Consider the following 16,744-nt stretch of genomic DNA (forward strand, 5'->3'; position numbering starts at 1 on the left):
GCCGCGGCCGGCCCCGGTCACTCCGTCCGCAGGCCGTCCGGACGCATCATCCGCCACAGCGGCGGCAGGCTCAGCAGCGTGACCACGACGACCACCGCCGCACCGGCGCCGGTCATGGCGCCCACGCTCGCCCAGTCGACGTGCGGGCCGAGGCCCACCATGCTGCGCAGGGCCGTGGCGAGACCGGCACCGCCGACGACGGCGAGGGCGAGTCCCAGCGCGACAGGGAGCGCCGTCTGCCAGAGCACCGACAGACCGAGCACCGACCGGCGGGTGCCGAAGGCGACCAGGACGGCCAGCAGCCTCCTGCGCTCGCGCAGCTGCTCCAGCATGGACACCAGCAGGCTCGCGCCGATCAACGCCAGGGTGGCCGTGGCCCCGATGAGCAGACCGCGCCGGATGGTCGCGAACTTGCGGTCCTCGGTGGTCGTCCGCAACTGGTAGACCGACAGCGCGGGATCGATACGCGCGGCGGTGTTGCGGGCGTGCTCCACGGCGTCCGGCGAGGCCGGGTCGGTCCGCAGCATGAGCCGGACGGAGGGTGAGTGCAGTGCCGCCACGTCCAGGGCGGCGGGGGTGGCCAGCACGCCCCACTGCCGGTCCCCGTCCGGCGCGGTACGGGACTTCGCCGGGCGGGCGTCGGCCGGGATCCGCCACGGCCTCGGCGTGCCGGCGTACGTGTCCGTGACCGGAACGTTCAGGTCGAGCGTGCCGCCGGGCTCGGCGAAGCCCATGTCTCCGTTGCCCTCCGGCTCGGGGACCAGGAACACGTCTCCGTCGGTGCAGCCGGTCCCCACCTCGGCGAGTTCCCGCAGCGTCGGGCAGTCGCCCACGACCAGGGGCGTGTACCGGATGTCATCGGACGTCAGCGTCGAGGCGTTCCCCTGCACGCTGTCGCCCTGGACGATGCCGAGCACCGTGCTGATGCCCGGGGTGTCGGCGAAGGCCTTCTCCACGCGCCGCGCCTCGGCCCCGCTGTCGACGCTCTGCGAGATGCTGAGCTGGGCGCGGTCGGGGTCCTGCCCGGTCTGGTTGACGAAGTCGCTCTGCACCCCGGTGAAGAGCGACTGGAGCGCGATCGCCCCCGCCACGGCGACGGTGACGCCACTGACCATGCGGGCGGCGGCGCCGCTGTTGAGCTGGATGCGGCGCGTGGCCAGCTGCCAGGGCAGCGAGCCGCCGCGGAGGCGGCCGACGACCGACTCGACCAGCCAGGGCAGCACGGCGGTGAGCCCGACCAGCAACAGGACCGTGCCCGCCGTCACCTGGTAGGGGTTGACCGAGGTGTCCTGCGAGATGCCCCCGAACAGGGGCGCCAGCAGTGCGATGCCGGCCAGCGGGATCAGCAGCCGCCACCACAGCCGGCGCTTGTTCGCGGTGGCGTTGCGCACCACCCCGAGCGGCTCGACGGCGATGCCGCGCATCGCCAGCAGGGTGACCGCGACCGCCGCCCCGGGAACCGCCAGCGCCACCAGGGCGGCCAGTGCGGGGCCGGGCGTGATGTCCGACGGGAAGAGGCTGATGTCGTACAGCGTCACGTCGGGCGAGAACTGCCGGGCCCACAGGAAGATCCCGGTGCCCACGACGAGTCCGAGCAGGGAGCCGAACAGCGCCTCGCCGGCCGCGACCCGCCGGGTCATGCTGCTGTCCGCGCCGACCAGCCGCAGTGCGGCCAGCCGCCGGTCCCGGCGTTCGCCGCCGAACCGTACGGCGGTGCCGATGAAGACGGCCACCGGCATCAGCAGGACGATGACGATGATGATGACCAGCAGGGTCAGCACCCCGCCCAGCGGCTCGGGCTTGACGCTGCCGCGGCCGAAGTACGGGATGCGGGTGGCGTTCCCGACGGAACCGTCCTCGTTGCGGGCGACGAGGTCGTCGTCGCCCGCGTAGTAGGCGAGTTCGGCCGGGCCGAGCAGGCCCTGGTCGCCGATGGTTCCGGAGATGCGGTAGTCCAGCCGTTCCCGCAGCAGCTCGCTGCCGGGCTGTTCGAGCAGCTTCCTCAGCGCGGGGGAGACGACCATCTCGCCGTCCGCGGGCATCCTGTCGACGCCCGGCGGCAGCACCGGCCGGTCGCCGTCGGCCTTGAGCAGCAGACCCCGGATCTCGGCGTCGCGGAACCGGGTGTCGGACTGCTCACGCAGCACCGTGGTGGCGGACTGCGCGGGCTGGGCGTTGAACCAGGAGTAGTCCCGGTCGTATCCGCGGTCGCTGCGGGCACCCAGCATGGCCGGCACGGCGGCCGCCACCAGCAGCAGCGCGACGCCGAGGCCGACGCCGACCGCGGTGAGCAGGGTGCGGGTCCAGCCCTCGCGGCCGCCGGTCGCCGCGAAGCGGACGCCGAGGCCCAGGTCACGGACCCACGTGGCGAGGGTGCCCCCGGGGGATGAGCGGGGGGTGGGGCCGGTGGTGCTCATGCCACCCGCTCCATGTCGCGGGACTTGCCGTCACGGACGACGACCTCGCGGTCGGAGTAGGCGGCCACCCGCGCCTCGTGCGTGACGAGGACGACGGCGGCGTCGGTGTCGCGGGCGGCGTCGGTGAGCATCCGCATCACACGCTCGCCGTTGAGGGAGTCCAGGGCGCCGGTCGGCTCGTCGGCGAAGACCACCCGCGGGCCGGTGACCAGGGCGCGGGCCACGGCGACCCGCTGGCCCTGGCCGCCGGAGATCTCACCGGGGCGCTTGCCGGCGAGGTCGTCGACCTCCAGCCGGGCCAGCCACTCGCGGGAGCGCGCCTCGGCCTCCTTGCGCCGGGTGCCGTTCAGCCGCAGCGGCAGCGCCACGTTCTCCACGCAGGTCAGTTCCGGGACGAGCTGTCCGAACTGGAAGACGAAGCCGAACTCGCCGCGCCGCAGAGCGCTGCGCTCGGCGTCGCTCATCGCGGTCAGGTCGCGTCCCCGGTACCGGATGCTGCCGGAGTCCGGCCGGACGATGCCGGCCAGGCAGTGCAGCAGTGTCGACTTGCCGGAACCGGACGGCCCCATGACGGCGACCACCTCCCCGGCGCGTATCGCGAACTCCGCGCCGTCCAGGGCAGGGGTCGGGCCGTACGCCTTGTGCAGGCCGACGGCTTCCATCAGGTTCTCCGTGCTGCTCACTCGGCTACCTCCGCCGCGAGTCGGTCGAGGCGGGCGGCGGTGAGTTCCAGCCACCGCAGGTCCGCCTCCAGGTGGAACAGGGCGTGGTCGCAGATGAGCTGGTCCGCGAGGTCGCCGTGCCGTTTGCGTTCGGTCAGGTCCCGCATCAGCCGCAGGTGCTCGGACCGCTGGGTGTCGAGCAGGCCGGCGGCGCTGCGCCCGGTGAGCAGGGCGAGGACGACCTTGGTGTAGAGGGTGTTCTGCAGGTAGGGCTCGGGCTTCTCCGGCTGCCCGAGCCACTTCTCGACGTCGGTGATACCGGCCTCGGTGATCGCGTACCGCTTGCGTTCCGGGCCGCCGCCGGGCTCGATGCCGTCGACCTCGACCAGCCCGTTCTTCAGCAGCCGGGCCATCGTCGAGTAGACCTGGCCGTAGTGCAGCGGTCGGTCGTGACCGAACTTGTCGTCGAACGCGCGCTTCAGGTCGTATCCATGGCGCGGGCCGGACTCCAGGAGCCCGAGCAGGGTGTGGCCGATGCTCATGGCCGAGGACTCTACACGATGCGTATACCTAGGGTGTATAGATCTTGTGCATAGCGGTACGCCGGTGCGTCATTCCTCCCCGGGGCCCGCTGCGAACAGGCCCTTTCCCGGTTCGTACCCGAGTCGCGCCTGGTACGCGGTGGGCTCGCAGCCCGGACCGTTCGGCTGCCACTTCTCGAGCGTCACCTCGAGGCGCTCGTCCACCGCAGGCCCGGTGGAGGCGCCGGTGGGGGTGCCGGTGAAGCGCACGGGGACCCGCTTCGGGCCCGCCGGCTCGGGCAGGTCCAGGACGAGCAGCAACTCGCGCCCGTCGCCGGTCGCGCTCCGCGTGCACACCGCGCCCGCGCACAGGCGGTAGGTCGTCCCGGGCTCGGTGTCGAACAGCAACCGCACCCCGGAGTGCGCCCCTATGTCGGTGCAGTCGGGGCCGTCCGCCCCCAGGGCTCCGCAGCCCACCGTCATCGCCAGGGCCATGACAGCCCCCGCGCTCGCCCACGGCCTCGTCCTCATGCCGGTGGGATGCGTCCGGCCCCGGTCCGGTTCCGTCCGCTCGCGTCCGGTTCCGGACCGGCGGCACGATGCAGCCCCGGGGCACGGACGGACATCACGTGCTCCGGGGCTGCGGCCGTGGGGAGGTCCGGCCTACAGGCCGTTGACGTTGGCGGCGATGCGGTCGCCGACCTCCTTGTCGATGTTGCGCCAGTACTCGACCGCGCGGGCCAGGACGGGGGCGCTGACCCCGTTCTTCAGATGGCCCGACACGTTGGAGACCAGCCGGTCGCGGGCGGCGTCGTCCAGGACCTTCCGGACCATCGTCCCGGCCTGGCCGAAGTCGTCGTCCTCGCGGTGCAGCTTGTACGGCTCGTGCACCATGTTCCCCGCGACCTCCCAGCCGGCCGGGTCGCCGAAGCGGGCGATGTCGGCCTCGGGCCCGCCCACGGAGTTCGGGGCGTACGGGGCGGCGGTGCGCGACGGCTCGTAGCGCATCGGGCCGTCCTTGGCGTACGAGCGCACCTCGGTGTGCGGCCGGTTCGGCGGCAGCTGCGCGTAGTTGGGGCCGATCCGGTAGCGGTGGGTGTCGGCGTACGAGAAGAGCCGTCCGAGCAACATCTTGTCCGGCGAGGGGCCGATGCCGGGCACCATGTTGCTGGGCTCGAAGGCGGCCTGCTCGATGTGGATGAAGTAGTCCTCGGGGTTCTTGTTGAGCGTCATCCGGCCGACCTCGATCAGCGGGTAGTCGCCGTGCGGCCACACCTTGGTCAGGTCGAACGGGTTGAACCGGTAGTCCGCCGCGTCGTCGAACGGCATGATCTGCATGTACAGCGTCCACGAGGGGTGATCGCCGCGCTCGATGGCCTGGTACAGGTCACGGCGGTGCAGATCGCTGTCGGCGCCCGCGTAGTGGTCGGCCTCCTCCTGCGTGAGGAAGTCGATGCCCTGGTCGGTCTTGAAGTGGTACTTGACCCAGAACCGCTCGCCGCCGCCGTTGACCCACATATAGGTGTGGGAGCTGTAGCCGTTCATGTGGCGGTACGACTTGGGCACGCCGCGGTCGCCCATCAGCCAGGTGACCTGGTGCGCCGACTCGGGGGACAGCGTCCAGAAGTCCCACTGCATGTTGTTGTCGCGCAGAGAGCTGTCGCGGCGACGCTTCTGGCTGCGGATGAAGTCCTGGAACTTCATCGCGTCGCGCACGAAGAAGACCGGGGTGTTGTTGCCGACCATGTCGTAGTTGCCGTACTCGGTGTAGAACTTCAGCGCGAAGCCGCGCGGGTCCCGCCAGGTGTCGGGGCTGCCCAGCTCGCCCGCGACCGTGGAGAAGCGGGCCAGCATCTCGGTGCGGCGTCCGGGCTGGAAGAGGTCGGCCTTGGTGAACTGGCTGACGTCGTTCGTCACCTCGAAGACGCCGTAGGCGCCCGAGCCCTTGGCGTGCACCACGCGCTCCGGCACCCGTTCGCGGTTGAACTGCGCCATCTTCTCGATGAGGTAGTGGTCCTGCAGGAGGACCGGGCCGTCCGAGCCCACCGTCAGCGAGTGCTCGTCGCTCTCCACCGGGATCCCGGCGTTGTTGGTGGTGTAGGGGGTGCTCATGTGAGTGTGTCCTCCCGTCGATCTTCGGAAGAGTCCGTCGGGGGCTCCTGGTCGCTAACGACCACACAAACACTGAATCACCGGCTCGGCACGCCGGACAATGGCTTCACGCCAAGGATCTGGACAATGTCCAGAAATAAAACGTGTACGGATACGGAGTGTCTACCGGTCCACACCGTCCGGAATGCCCATTTCGAACCAGACCACCTTCCCCGCGCTCAGCCGGGTCGCTCCCCAGCGCTGCGCCATCCGGTTGACGAGGTAGAGCCCGCGCCCGCCCTCGTCCTGCGGCTGCGCGTGGCGCATCCGCGGCAGCGTCGGCGCGTCGTCGCCCACCTCGCAGCGCAGCACGTCGGTACGGAGCAGCCGCAGCGTGATGGGACGCTCGGCGTACCGCACCGCATTGGTCACCACCTCGCTGACCAGCAGCTCCGTCGCCTCGGTCAGCGGCTCCAGGTTCCAGCGGCCGAGCGCCTGGCGTACCAGCCGCCGGGCCCGGCCGGCCGTCTGCGCCCGGGGCTCCAGGAACCAGTAGGCGACGTCGCGCGGCGCGATGCCGTCGAAGCGGGCGGCCAGCAGCGCGATGTCGTCGTCCCGGTCGCCCGGGCCCACGATCTCCAGCACCTCGTCGCACAGCGGCTCCAGCGGCGGCGGGCACACCACCGCCGACGCCGTGTGCAGCCGCTCGCGCAACATCTCGATGCCGCCCCACACGTCGCGGGTGCGGGACTCCACCAGGCCGTCGGTGTACAGCAGCAGCGTCGCCCCGGCCGGGGCCGGCAGCTCGACCGCCTCGAAGGGCACGCCGCCCACGCCGATCGGCGCGCCCGGCGGCACACGCAGCACCTCGGCCAGGCCGCTGGCGTGCAGCAGCACCGGCGGCGGGTGGCCCGCGTTGGCGATGGTCACCCGGTGCGCTATCGGGTCGTAGACCGCGTAGATGCAGGTGGCCATGCGGTCCTGGCCGAGCCGCTGGGCCTGTTCGTCCAGGTGGTAGAGCACCTCCTGCGGCGACAGGTCCAGGCCGGCCAGGGTCTGCACGGTCGTCCGCAGCTGGCCCATGATCGCCGCCGAGGTCATGGAGTGGCCCATGACGTCGCCGACCACCAGCGCCACCCGGCTGCCCGGCAGCGGGATCGCGTCGTACCAGTCGCCGCCGACCCGGGCCGACTCGGCGGCGGGCAGGTAGCGGCTGGCCAGCCGGACCCCGGTGGGCTCCGGCAGGGAGTCCGGCAGCATCTCGCGCTGCAGGGAGTCGGCGATGGACGCCTCGCGGTCGTAGAGCACCGCCTTGTCCACGCCGAGCGCGGTGTGGGTGGCCAGCTGCGCCGCGATCAGCAGGTCGTCCTGGTCGAACGGGGCGCGCTCGGGACGGCGCAGCAGCACGGTCGCGCCGATCACCCGGCGGCGGCCGCGCAGCGGTGCCAGGATCGCCCGGCGTCCGTTCGGAAGGTCTAACGTCTCGCCGAACTCCGCCTCCCGGCAGCCACCGACCAGTTCGTGCAGGGCCGCCGTGGACTGGGCGCTCTCGGAGAACACCGGACGCACCCCGCGCAGCACCTCGGCCAGCGAGCCGTCCGTGGGGACGGTCACGACCTCGGCGGCCGAGCCGTAGGCGCCCTCCGTGGAGGGGACGACCGGCATGAGCAGCCCCTCCACCGGCTCCGGGGCGTCCTCGTCCGGCACCCGGTCGGTGCGCCGCAGCCGCAGCACCAGCGGGCCGGAGGGGCGCTCGTCGCCCACCGGCAGCGGGTCGCGCAGGTAGACCAGGATCGCGTCGGCGAAGGCGGGCACCGCGGAGCGGCACAGGCCGAGCACGATCTCGTCCAGGTCCAGGCCGCGGGCGATGCGGCGGGTGGCCGCGCCGACGTAGCGCAGCCGCTCGGTCTCGGCCTGCGCCGCCCGGCCACGGTGCTGCGGGCCGATCTTCTTCAGCGGCTGGCCGCCGGTGGAGTCCTCGTCGACGGGGTGCCCGCCGGCCTGGCCGCCGCGGCCGCCCTGCCGGCCCGTCGCCCGTGAGGTGGGCAGCGTCGTGTCGGGGGTCCGCTGCCGGGCGCGCGGCTCGCCGCCGTCGGGCTGCGTGGGGCCGGGTACGCCCGGGGCGCCCGGGTTCCCGCCGCTCGCGGTGGCCCTGCGGCCGGGTTCCACGGGGGCCGCCATCGCGGTGGCCGCCCGCCGGTCCCGGCCCGCGGTGCCGTTCCAGGACTCAGCGCCCGCCGGGGCGACGCCGGGGGCCTCGGGGGTGCGCAGCCGTACGGCCTGCCGTCCGCGGGCGCCGTCCGCCGGGGCGGCGGTCATGTGCTGGACGGCGGCGACCCCCTCGCCCGCGACCACCCGGGCGGCCTGACGGTCCCGCACCTCGGCGGACCGCCGCGCGGACCGTCCGCCGCGCGCACGCCGGCCACCGCGGCCGGGCTTGGCGGGGACGGGAGCCGACGCGGGGGCGTCGGGAGGGGTCTGACGCTGTGCCGGCGGCGTGGCGGCGCCGCCGGCATCGCCGGTCCCGCCGACGGCCGCGCCGCGCTCGGCGCCGCCGCCCCTGCGGCCCCGGCGCGGGCGTTGGCCCGCCGCGGACGGGGCCGGGGACCGGCCGGGGGCCTGCGGCCCTGGGGACGGGGACGCGACCGCCTCGTCGCCCGGCTCGGGGTCCGCGGGCAGCCGGAAGCCGGCCCGCGGATCCGGGACCGGTTCGGTGTCGCCCGGACGTGCCGGGCCGGCCGTCGTCGCCTGGGCGGCGGCCTGCTCAGAAATGCGCTCCGTGCTCACGCTGGTCGTTCCATCCGGTCGGGTGCGTCACGTGCCGGGCACGTGACGGGGCGGCCGCGTCAGGCGGGTCGTCGACAGTGCAGGAAGAGCTGCTCCTCCGGCGGCACTTCGGTGGTGTGCGGCGCGTACGCGTACGAATCCTCCTCAAGGACCACGAATCCCGCTTCGGTGACCACCTGGCGCAATTCCTCCCGTAGATAACCCGATACCCGGATGGTGTTACCAAGGAACGGAATCGCGAAGTCGTCCACGTCGGCTTCCACCATCGAAAGGGTGAACATTCCGCCCGGCAGGAGGAGGTCGTGGACGCTGCGCAGGGCCAGCGGGATCTCCACCCGCGGCAGCATCAGCAGCGAGAAGAAGGCCACGGCGGCGTCGAAGCGGCCCAGGTCCTCCGGCCCGCCGGGGCCGAGGCGGCCGCCGGTCCGCAGGTCGGCGATGTCGGCCCGGTGGAAGGCCGCCCGGGGCACGTGCCGGCGGGCGAGCGCCAGCATGCCGGCGGAGAGGTCCACCCCCGTCACCTTGTGCCCGGCCTCGGTCAGCTGACGGCAGGTCGGCAGCCCCGTGCCGCAGCCGAGGTCCAGCACGCGGGAGCCCGCGGGGAGCCGCGCCAGCAGCCGCTCGCCCGCGGTGACCTGGCCCTCCTTGTAGGGGAAGGCCTCGTCGTAGCGGTCACCTATGGCGTCGAACCCCTCGGCCTGGCCGGTGCGGTCCAGCTGTATGTCCTCGTAGCCGCCGACTCCCACAGCCCGGGCCTCCCGTATGACCTTGGTGACATAGCGTCAAACTCTAGTGTGAGCCTGTGTTTTGTGCAGCACTATGGGCCACGATCTTACGATTGGGGTTGGGGTCCTCGGCAAGCCGCTCACGCGGTCACCTTGCCGGACGACCCCAGTCAACCGGAAGGGCCGGTACCGGCCACGCCGGATCCGGACGCCAGTGTTCCCATCCGTCCCGGAACGGACGCCCCCAGTCACCGATCACGCCGACCGCCCGGCGGCCGGCCTCCCGCACCCGCTCCGCCGTCTCCGCCGTCATCAGGCCCGCGGTCTGGGCCTGGGCGAACTCGTCCTCGTCCCGCCACTGCCAGGCGCGGTCCGGGGTGACGTGGATGTCCAGGAAGTGGTCCTCCGAGTCGACCCCGCCCGACCAGCGCAGACGCGGCTCCTCCAGGTTCACGTACCAGTTCTTGAAGCGCCAGCCCTGCTCCCAGAACAGCCACACCGACCAGGGCTCGTCCGGGCGCGCCAGCTTCAGCACGCCCGCGCCCCACCAGCGGTCCACGCACGTCGTGCGCGGCTTGAGGTAGCGGGTCTCCAGCGGCTCGTGGTGGATCGGCGAGCCGTCCGCCAGGACCGGCTTGACGCACTCGGTGCCCGGCGCCATCCACACCGCCAGCAGGTCCGGGTCGTCGCGGACCACGGTCACCGGGCGGCAGATGTGCACCGCGTCGCCGCCGTTGCAGCGGTAGCGCCACAGCACCTGCTCGCCGGGCACCCAGCGGCCCGCGCCGCCGTCCCGGCCCGCTCCCTGGGAAAGAAGGATGTCCGCTGTCATGAACGGATCTTACGGACCCCGTGTCACGGAGGCGTCACCCTTGAGCCGATCCTTCGTCACGCCGGACGCGGGACGGCCCGCACCGGGCGGCCGGGACGACGGCGCGCCGCGCCGTCAGGGCCGGGTCATCCGCAGCACGTCCAGCGCCTCGTCCAGCTGCTCCAGGGTGAGCTGCCCGCGCTCGACGTAGCCGGACTCCAGCACCACCTCGCGGATGGTCTTCCGCTCGGCCAGCGACCGCTTGGCGACCTTGGCCGCCTCCTCGTAGCCGATGTACTTGTTCAGCGGGGTCACCACCGACGGCGAGGACTCCGCGTACTCGCGGGCCCGCTCCACGTTCGCCGTGATCCCGTCGACCGTGCGGTCCGCCAGCAGCCGGGAGACGTTGGCGAGCAGCCGGGCCGACTCCAGGACGTTCCGGGCGATCACCGGGAGCATCACGTTCAGCTCGAAGTTGCCCGCGGCGCCGGCCGTCGTGATCGTCACGTCGTTGCCGATGACCTGCGCCGCCACCATCAGTACCGCCTCGGGGATCACCGGGTTCACCTTGCCCGGCATGATCGAGGAACCGGGCTGCAGGTCCGGCAGGGCGATCTCGGCCAGGCCGGTGCGCGGGCCGGAGCCCATCCAGCGCAGGTCGTTGGCGATCTTGGTCAGGCCCACGGCGATCGTCCGCAGCTGCCCGGAGGTCTCCACGACCCCGTCGCGGGCGCCCTGCGCCTCGAAGTGGTCCCGCGCCTCGGTCAGCGGCAGCCCGGTCGTCCGCGCCACCTCGGCGATCACCGCCGCCGAGAAGCCGGGCGGGGTGTTGATCCCCGTACCGACCGCGGTCCCGCCCAGCGGCAGCTCCGCCAGCCGCGGCAGCGAGGCCCGCAGCCGCTCCACCCCGTACCGGACCTGGGCCGCGTAACCGCCGAACTCCTGGCCGAGCGTCACCGGCGTGGCGTCCATCAGATGCGTACGGCCGGACTTCACGACGTCCGCGAACGCTGCGGCCTTGCGCTCCAGCGACGCCGCCAGGTGCTCAAGCGCCGGGACCAGGTCGCCGGTCACCGCGGCGGTCGCAGCGATGTGCAGGGAGGAGGGGAAGACGTCGTTGGAGGACTGGCTGGCGTTGACGTGGTCGTTGGGGTGCACGTCGCGGCCCAGCCGCTCGCCCGCCAGGGTCGCGATGACCTCGTTGGCGTTCATGTTGGACGAGGTGCCGGACCCGGTCTGGAAGACGTCGATCGGGAAGTGCGCGTCCCAGCGACCCTCGGCCACCTCGGCGGCGGCCTCCTGGATCGCCTCCGCCACGTCCTTGTCCAGGACGCCCAGCTCCGCGTTCACCTTCGCCGCGGCGGCCTTGATCCGGGCGAGCGCCTCGATGTGGGCGCGCTCCAGCCCGCGTCCGCTGATGGGGAAGTTCTCCACCGCCCGCTGGGTCTGCGCGCGCCACTTGGCGTGGGCCGGGACGCGCACCTCGCCCATCGAGTCGTGCTCGGTGCGGTACTCGCGCTCGTCCCCTGCGTCCTGCTCGGGCATGGCCGGAATCCCTTCCATCGCGGACATCGTCGGGCGTCCTGGTACCTCCCAGTACACCCCCTCCCCACGACAGCGGCACGGCACGTTTCATTCCCCCCGGAACGCACCGCGCAACGCCGACGGCCCGGCACCGCGCACGCGGTGCCGGGCCGTCGGGGACGGGTCACGCCTTGGGGCGCACCGGGATGCTGGTGAACGTCGGCGCGGGGGCGGGATCGGTGAAGAAGTCGTTGCCCTTGTCGTCGACGACGATGAAGGCCGGGAAGTCCTCGACCTCGATCTTCCAGACCGCCTCCATGCCGAGCTCGGCGTACTCCAGCACCTCCACCTTCTTGATGCAGTCCTGGGCCAGGCGCGCCGCCGGGCCGCCGATCGAGCCGAGGTAGAAGCCGCCGTGCGCGGCGCACGCGTCGGTGACCTGCTTCGAGCGGTTGCCCTTGGCGAGCATCACCTTGGAGCCGCCCGCGGCCTGGAACTGCTCGACGTAGGAGTCCATGCGGCCGGCCGTGGTCGGGCCGAAGGAGCCGGAGGCGTAACCCTCGGGGGTCTTGGCCGGGCCCGCGTAGTAGACCGGGTGGTCGCGCAGGTACTGCGGCATCTCCTCGCCCGCGTCCAGCCGCTCCTTGATCTTGGCGTGCGCGATGTCGCGGGCGACGACCAGCGAGCCGGTCAGCGACAGCCGGGTCTTGACCGGGTACTTGGACAGCTCGGCCAGTACCTCGTCCATCGGGCGGTCCAGGTCGACGCGCACGACGTCCTCGTCCGACAGGTGCTCGTCGGTGGTCTCCGGCAGGTACCGGGCCGGGTCGGTCTCCAGCTGCTCCAGGAAGACGCCCTCGGCGGTGATCTTGGCGACGGCCTGGCGGTCGGCGGAGCAGGACACGGCGATGGCGACCGGCAGCGAGGCGCCGTGCCGGGGCAGCCGCACCACGCGCACGTCGTGGCAGAAGTACTTGCCGCCGAACTGCGCGCCGATGCCGATCTTCTGCGTCAGCTCGAAGACCTTCTCCTCCAGCTCCTTGTCCCGGAAGCCGTGGCCGGTCGGCGAACCCTCGCCCGGCAGCTCGTCCAGGTAGTGCGCGGAGGCGTACTTGGCGGTCTTCAGCGCGTACTCGGCGGAGGTGCCGCCGACCACGATCGCCAGGTGGTACGGCGGGCAGGCCGCCGTGCCGAGCGAACGGATCTTCTCCTCCAGGAACTTCATCATGGAGGCCTCGTTCAGGACCGCCTTGGTCTCCTGGTAGAGGAAGGACTTGTTGGCCGAGCCGCCGCCCTTGGCCATGAACAGGAACTTGTAGGCGCCGCCGTCGGTCGCGTACAGCTCGATCTGGGCCGGCAGGTTGGAGCCGGTGTTCTTCTCCTCCCACATGGTCAGCGGGGCCATCTGGGAGTAGCGCAGGTTGAGCTTGGTGTAGGCGTCGAAGATGCCGTGCGAGAGGGCCTCCTCGTCGCCGCCCGCCGTCAGCACGTTCTGGCCGCGCTTGCCCATCACGATCGCGGTGCCGGTGTCCTGGCACATCGGCAGCACGCCGGCGGCGGCGATGTTGGCGTTCTTCAGCAGGTCCAGGGCGACGAAGCGGTCGTTGGCGGACGCCTCGGGGTCGTCCAGGATGCGGCGCAGCTGGGCGAGGTGCGCGGGACGCAGGTAGTGGGAGATGTCGTGCATCGCCTCGGCGGCGAGCGTGCGCAGTGCCTCCGGCTCCACCTTGAGGAACGTCCGGCCGTCGGCCTCGAAGGTGCTGACGCCCTCGGAGGTGATCAGTCGGTACGGAGTGGTGTCCTCACCGAGGGGAAGCAGATCCGTATAGGCGAACTCGGGCATAAGGGACATCCTCACTGGCGCTGCGTCATAGAAGCCCAACAAGCGTAGAACGTGCGCGGGGTACCGGATGTGTGAGGTGACCCTCACCGGCCCTAGTCGCGATCTATCGCGTTTGTGTACGGTAGTCGGGTGGATGAGTCGTCGCTCCAGAAGCGTGAACAGCACCCCGTGCGCCCCGTGGCCGAAGCCGATCTCCGCGCGTCCGACGCGGACCGCGACCGGGTGGCCGACATCCTTCGCGATGCCCTGGCGGAGGGCCGCCTGACCACCGAGGAGCACTCCGAGCGGCTCGACGGGGTCTACGCGGCCAAGACCGTCGGCGAACTGGAGCCGTACGTCCGTGACCTCCCCGCGGGACGCACCGCGAGCACGCCCGCCCCGGCGCCGGGGGCGCACCACTGGGTGCCCGACGGGTCCGGGGAGAACCCCAACCTGATCGGCATCCTCGGCGGCGCCGAGCGCAAGGGCCGCTGGCGGGTCGGCTCGAAGATCAACGCCGTCGCCATCATGGGCGGCGTCGTCATCGACCTCACCGAGGCCACCTTCACCAGCCCCGAGCTCGTCATCAACTGCACCGCCATCATGGGCGGCGTCGAGATCAAGGTCCCCGAGAACGTCACCCTGCGCGGCGGCGGCGTCGTGGGCATCATGGGCGGCTCCGACGTGAAGGCGTACGAGGCGCCCGATCCGAACGCCCCCGTCATCAAGGTCCAGGGCTTCGCCTTCTGGGGCGGCGTCGAGGCCAAGCCGCGCCGCGGCAAGCGCGTGAAGAAGAAGGGGCTCGGCCCCGCGGAGCTCGACGGCTGACCGCACGGCCCGGCGGCCCACCGCGGCGCGGCCCAACTCCCGCGCCGCGTACGGGGATCGACGGAACACACCACGGGCCGGCGGGCGGCGTGCCCGGCACGGTGCGCATGAACGCGCGCACAGCGGGTAGGGCAAGGGGACACGTCGCTCGCCGCAGCCCTCCTCACGCCGACAGACCCGTGGAGACGCACCGGCACCGCAGCGACGGGCAAGGGTGACACCAAGCCGAGCCGTCGTCAGGAGTATCCCGTGCTTCAACCGATCGAGCCCCCGGCACCCTCCAGGTCCTCCCTGAGTCACCCCCGGGACCTGGGCGGCCCATGGCACGCGGAGGCGGCGTGCCGCAGTGACGAGGCGGGTCTGTTCTTCGCGCCGTCCAAGGAGCCGACCGCGGCGCGGCTGTCCCGTGAGGAGGCCGCCAAGCGGGTCTGCGCGCGCTGCCCGGTGATGCTGGAGTGCCGCGAACACGCGCTGCTGCAGCCGGAACCCTACGGGGTGTGGGGCGGGATGACCGCCGCCGAGCGCAGGGTCGTCCTGGCCCGGCGCCGCCGCCGCGAGGCGGAGCTGCAGCGGCCCGGGACGCGGATCGCCGCGGCGGGCTGAGACGGGAGCGAGGACCGGGAGCCCGCCGTGCCGGCGGGCTCCCGGTCCTCGTCCGTGGGTGCGCGGCGCGGGGCCGCGGCGGCTCAGCGCGCGCGGTCGAAGTCGATGGTGCTGTAGGCGCGCAGCTTCGACAGGCGGTGCGTGGAGTCGATCTGGCGGATCGTGCCGGACTTCGAGCGCATGACCAGCGACTGGGTGATGGCCGTCTCGGCGCGGTACCGCACTCCGCGCAGCAGCTCGCCGTCCGTGATGCCGGTGGCGACGAAGAAGACGTTGTCGCCCCTGACCAGGTCGTCCGTGTGCAGGATGCGGTCCAGGTCGTGACCCGCGTCCAGGGCTCGGCGCTTCTCCGCCTCGTCCTTCGGCCACAGCTTGCCCTGGATGGTGCCGCCCAGGCACTTGATCGCGCAGGCCGCGATGATGCCCTCGGGCGTGCCGCCGACGCCCATCAGCATGTCGACGCCGGTGCCCTCCCGGACGGCCATGATCGCGCCGGCCACGTCGCCGTCGGAGATGAACTTGATGCGCGCCCCGGTCTCCCGGATCTCCTTGACGATGCCCTCGTGGCGTGGACGGTCGAGCACGACGACCGTGACGTCCTCGGGGGCGCTGCCCTTCGCCTTGGCGACCCGGCGGACGTTCACCGAGGGCGGGGCCGTGATGTCGACGTAGTCGGCGGCCTCGGGGCCGGTGACCAGCTTGTCCATGTAGAAGACGGCCGAGGGGTCGTACATCGTGCCGCGGTCGGCGGCGGCGAGCACCGCGATGGCGTTGGGCATGCCCTTGGCGGTCAGGGTGGTGCCGTCGATCGGGTCCACGGCGATGTCGCACTCCGCGCCGTTCCCGTCGCCGATGCGTTCGCCGTTGAAGAGCATCGGGGCCTCGTCCTTCTCCCCCTCGCCGATGACGACGACGCCGTTCATCGACACGGTGGAGACGAGGGTGCGCATGGCCTTGACGGCCGCGCCGTCGGCGCCGTTCTTGTCGCCGCGCCCGACCCAGCGGCCGGCCGCCATGGCGGCGGCCTCGGTGACCCGGACGAGCTCCAGGGCGAGGTTGCGGTCGGGGGCCTCGGGATTCACCTCGAGCTGCGGCGGCAGATTGTGGTTCTCGTGCTGCTCGGTCATCAGCGCACCTTTCTGTACGAGGACGGCCGGGATAGAGGGTGTTACGACCTTATCCGGACCCCGCCAGGATGAGCAGGGCACCCGTCACATGAGCGGATTTCCCGCCGGGTGCGACCCCGGGCGGCCGGACGGTCCGGGGCATGGGGGACCATAGGGGACGTGGCAAAGAAGCGCGGCACGGAAACCCTGCGGGACATGGTGCTCTCGATGGCGGCGATCGGCGTCGTCGCCGGAGGCATCTGGCTGTTCATCCCGCACGACGAGAACCACGACCCCGTCAAGGTGGTCGGCTACCGGGTCGAGCTCGACCAGGCACGGCGCGACGCCCCCTACGGGGTCGCGGCGCCGGAGGGCCTCGGCGAGGACTGGCGGGCGACCTCGGTGACGTACGAGTCCACCGACCCCAAGGCCGTGCGGTGGCACCTGGGCTTCGTCGACCCGGAGAACGAGTACGCGGCCGTCGAGCAGAGCAACGAGGCCGCGGAGAAGTTCGTCGCCGCCAAGAGCCACGAGGCGGAGCGGGTCGGCACCCGCAGCGTCGGGGGCGAGACCTGGCAGCGCTACGAGGGCCCCAAGTACGACGCGCTGGTGCGCGAGGAGGGCGGGGTGACCACGATGGTCACCGGCACGGCCCCGATGGCCCGGCTCGCGGAACTGGCCGGGGCGCTCGAGCAGCGCGGCGGCGTGCAGGGCTGAACCCCGTCACCGCCGCCGGCCCGGGGGTCTGCGCGGGGGGGGGGTGCCTCTATGTCCTTCGTCAAGCCTGTGCTGGTCACGCGGTGGCTGTTGCGGATGGGCGCGGTTCGTAGAAGGTGCCGTCGCGGAG

General features: G+C 72.4%; 14 protein-coding genes. 3 read left to right on the plus strand and 11 right to left on the minus strand.

The window, feature by feature from the left end:
- Positions 1 to 17 precede the first annotated feature (17 nt).
- From ACZ7MY_RS39415 to ACZ7MY_RS39460, 10 genes are all read right to left on the minus strand, one after another.
- Positions 18 to 2,417 carry an FtsX-like permease family protein gene (locus ACZ7MY_RS39415; protein WP_499610220.1) on the minus strand — a complete coding sequence of 800 codons (2,400 nt, stop codon included), beginning with the start codon at positions 2,415 to 2,417 and terminating at the stop codon, positions 18 to 20.
- On the minus strand, positions 2,414 to 3,079 hold the full coding sequence (locus tag ACZ7MY_RS39420; RefSeq protein ID WP_499610265.1) for an ABC transporter ATP-binding protein: 666 nt from the start codon (positions 3,077 to 3,079) through the stop codon (positions 2,414 to 2,416). Before ACZ7MY_RS39420 ends, ACZ7MY_RS39415 begins: the two co-directional genes overlap by 4 nt.
- 17 nt (positions 3,080 to 3,096) lie before the next feature.
- Entirely contained in the window at positions 3,097 to 3,621 is a 525-nt protein-coding gene (locus ACZ7MY_RS39425; protein ID WP_499610222.1) for a PadR family transcriptional regulator, read from the minus strand.
- Between the two features lie 69 nt (positions 3,622 to 3,690).
- Positions 3,691 to 4,131 carry a hypothetical protein gene (locus ACZ7MY_RS39430; RefSeq protein WP_499610225.1) on the minus strand — a complete coding sequence of 147 codons (441 nt, stop codon included), beginning with the start codon at positions 4,129 to 4,131 and terminating at the stop codon, positions 3,691 to 3,693.
- A 132-nt stretch (positions 4,132 to 4,263) separates the two neighbouring features.
- The gene (locus ACZ7MY_RS39435) at positions 4,264 to 5,712 is read right to left on the minus strand and encodes a catalase (protein ID WP_499610227.1); all 1,449 of its coding nucleotides are present in this window, start codon (positions 5,710 to 5,712) and stop codon (positions 4,264 to 4,266) included.
- A 162-nt stretch (positions 5,713 to 5,874) separates the two neighbouring features.
- Positions 5,875 to 8,478, minus strand: a complete 2,604-nt coding sequence (locus ACZ7MY_RS39440; protein ID WP_499610230.1) for a SpoIIE family protein phosphatase — start codon at positions 8,476 to 8,478, stop codon at positions 5,875 to 5,877.
- Positions 8,479 to 8,537: 59 nt separating this feature from the next.
- Positions 8,538 to 9,224, minus strand: coding sequence for a class I SAM-dependent DNA methyltransferase (locus ACZ7MY_RS39445; RefSeq protein ID WP_499610232.1), 687 nt, complete (start codon positions 9,222 to 9,224; stop codon positions 8,538 to 8,540).
- Positions 9,225 to 9,351: 127 nt separating this feature from the next.
- Positions 9,352 to 10,035, minus strand: coding sequence for a cytidylyl-2-hydroxypropylphosphonate hydrolase (fomD, locus tag ACZ7MY_RS39450; RefSeq protein ID WP_499610235.1), 684 nt, complete (start codon positions 10,033 to 10,035; stop codon positions 9,352 to 9,354).
- Positions 10,036 to 10,149: 114 nt separating this feature from the next.
- On the minus strand, positions 10,150 to 11,559 hold the full coding sequence (locus ACZ7MY_RS39455; RefSeq protein ID WP_499610238.1) for a class II fumarate hydratase: 1,410 nt from the start codon (positions 11,557 to 11,559) through the stop codon (positions 10,150 to 10,152).
- Positions 11,560 to 11,722: 163 nt separating this feature from the next.
- Positions 11,723 to 13,381 carry a fumarate hydratase gene (locus ACZ7MY_RS39460; RefSeq protein ID WP_499610240.1) on the minus strand — a complete coding sequence of 553 codons (1,659 nt, stop codon included), beginning with the start codon at positions 13,379 to 13,381 and terminating at the stop codon, positions 11,723 to 11,725.
- A gap of 129 nt (positions 13,382 to 13,510) precedes the next feature.
- Here ACZ7MY_RS39460 and ACZ7MY_RS39465 point away from each other — a divergent pair, with 129 nt between their 5' ends.
- On the plus strand, positions 13,511 to 14,188 hold the full coding sequence (locus ACZ7MY_RS39465) for a DUF1707 SHOCT-like domain-containing protein (RefSeq protein ID WP_499610242.1): 678 nt from the start codon (positions 13,511 to 13,513) through the stop codon (positions 14,186 to 14,188).
- Between the two features lie 249 nt (positions 14,189 to 14,437).
- Complete coding sequence (locus ACZ7MY_RS39470; protein WP_499610244.1) at positions 14,438 to 14,791, plus strand: WhiB family transcriptional regulator; 354 nt, start codon at positions 14,438 to 14,440, stop codon at positions 14,789 to 14,791.
- An 83-nt stretch (positions 14,792 to 14,874) separates the two neighbouring features.
- On the opposite strand, the gene glpX is transcribed toward ACZ7MY_RS39470, so the two are convergent.
- Positions 14,875 to 15,918, minus strand: coding sequence for a class II fructose-bisphosphatase (gene glpX, locus ACZ7MY_RS39475; protein WP_499610247.1), 1,044 nt, complete (start codon positions 15,916 to 15,918; stop codon positions 14,875 to 14,877).
- 195 nt (positions 15,919 to 16,113) lie between these two features.
- On the opposite strand from glpX, the gene ACZ7MY_RS39480 reads away from it, so the two are divergent.
- Positions 16,114 to 16,614 carry a DUF4245 domain-containing protein gene (locus ACZ7MY_RS39480; protein WP_499610267.1) on the plus strand — a complete coding sequence of 167 codons (501 nt, stop codon included), beginning with the start codon at positions 16,114 to 16,116 and terminating at the stop codon, positions 16,612 to 16,614.
- Positions 16,615 to 16,744: the final 130 nt, after the last annotated feature.

It is taken from the genome of Streptomyces sp. NPDC111520, from assembly GCF_055635295.1.

Coding starts and splice junctions, on each gene's coding strand:
- ACZ7MY_RS39415 (WP_499610220.1), bottom strand. CDS start 2,417: ATGAGCACCACCGGCCCCACCCCCCGCTCATCCCCCGGGGGCACCCTC.
- ACZ7MY_RS39420 (WP_499610265.1), bottom strand. CDS start 3,079: ATGGAAGCCGTCGGCCTGCACAAGGCGTACGGCCCGACCCCTGCCCTG.
- ACZ7MY_RS39425 (WP_499610222.1), bottom strand. CDS start 3,621: ATGAGCATCGGCCACACCCTGCTCGGGCTCCTGGAGTCCGGCCCGCGC.
- ACZ7MY_RS39430 (WP_499610225.1), bottom strand. CDS start 4,131: ATGAGGACGAGGCCGTGGGCGAGCGCGGGGGCTGTCATGGCCCTGGCG.
- ACZ7MY_RS39435 (WP_499610227.1), bottom strand. CDS start 5,712: ATGAGCACCCCCTACACCACCAACAACGCCGGGATCCCGGTGGAGAGC.
- fomD (WP_499610235.1), bottom strand. CDS start 10,035: ATGACAGCGGACATCCTTCTTTCCCAGGGAGCGGGCCGGGACGGCGGC.
- ACZ7MY_RS39455 (WP_499610238.1), bottom strand. CDS start 11,559: ATGCCCGAGCAGGACGCAGGGGACGAGCGCGAGTACCGCACCGAGCAC.
- ACZ7MY_RS39460 (WP_499610240.1), bottom strand. CDS start 13,381: ATGCCCGAGTTCGCCTATACGGATCTGCTTCCCCTCGGTGAGGACACC.
- glpX (WP_499610247.1), bottom strand. CDS start 15,918: ATGACCGAGCAGCACGAGAACCACAATCTGCCGCCGCAGCTCGAGGTG.
- ACZ7MY_RS39480 (WP_499610267.1), top strand. CDS start 16,114: ATGGTGCTCTCGATGGCGGCGATCGGCGTCGTCGCCGGAGGCATCTGG.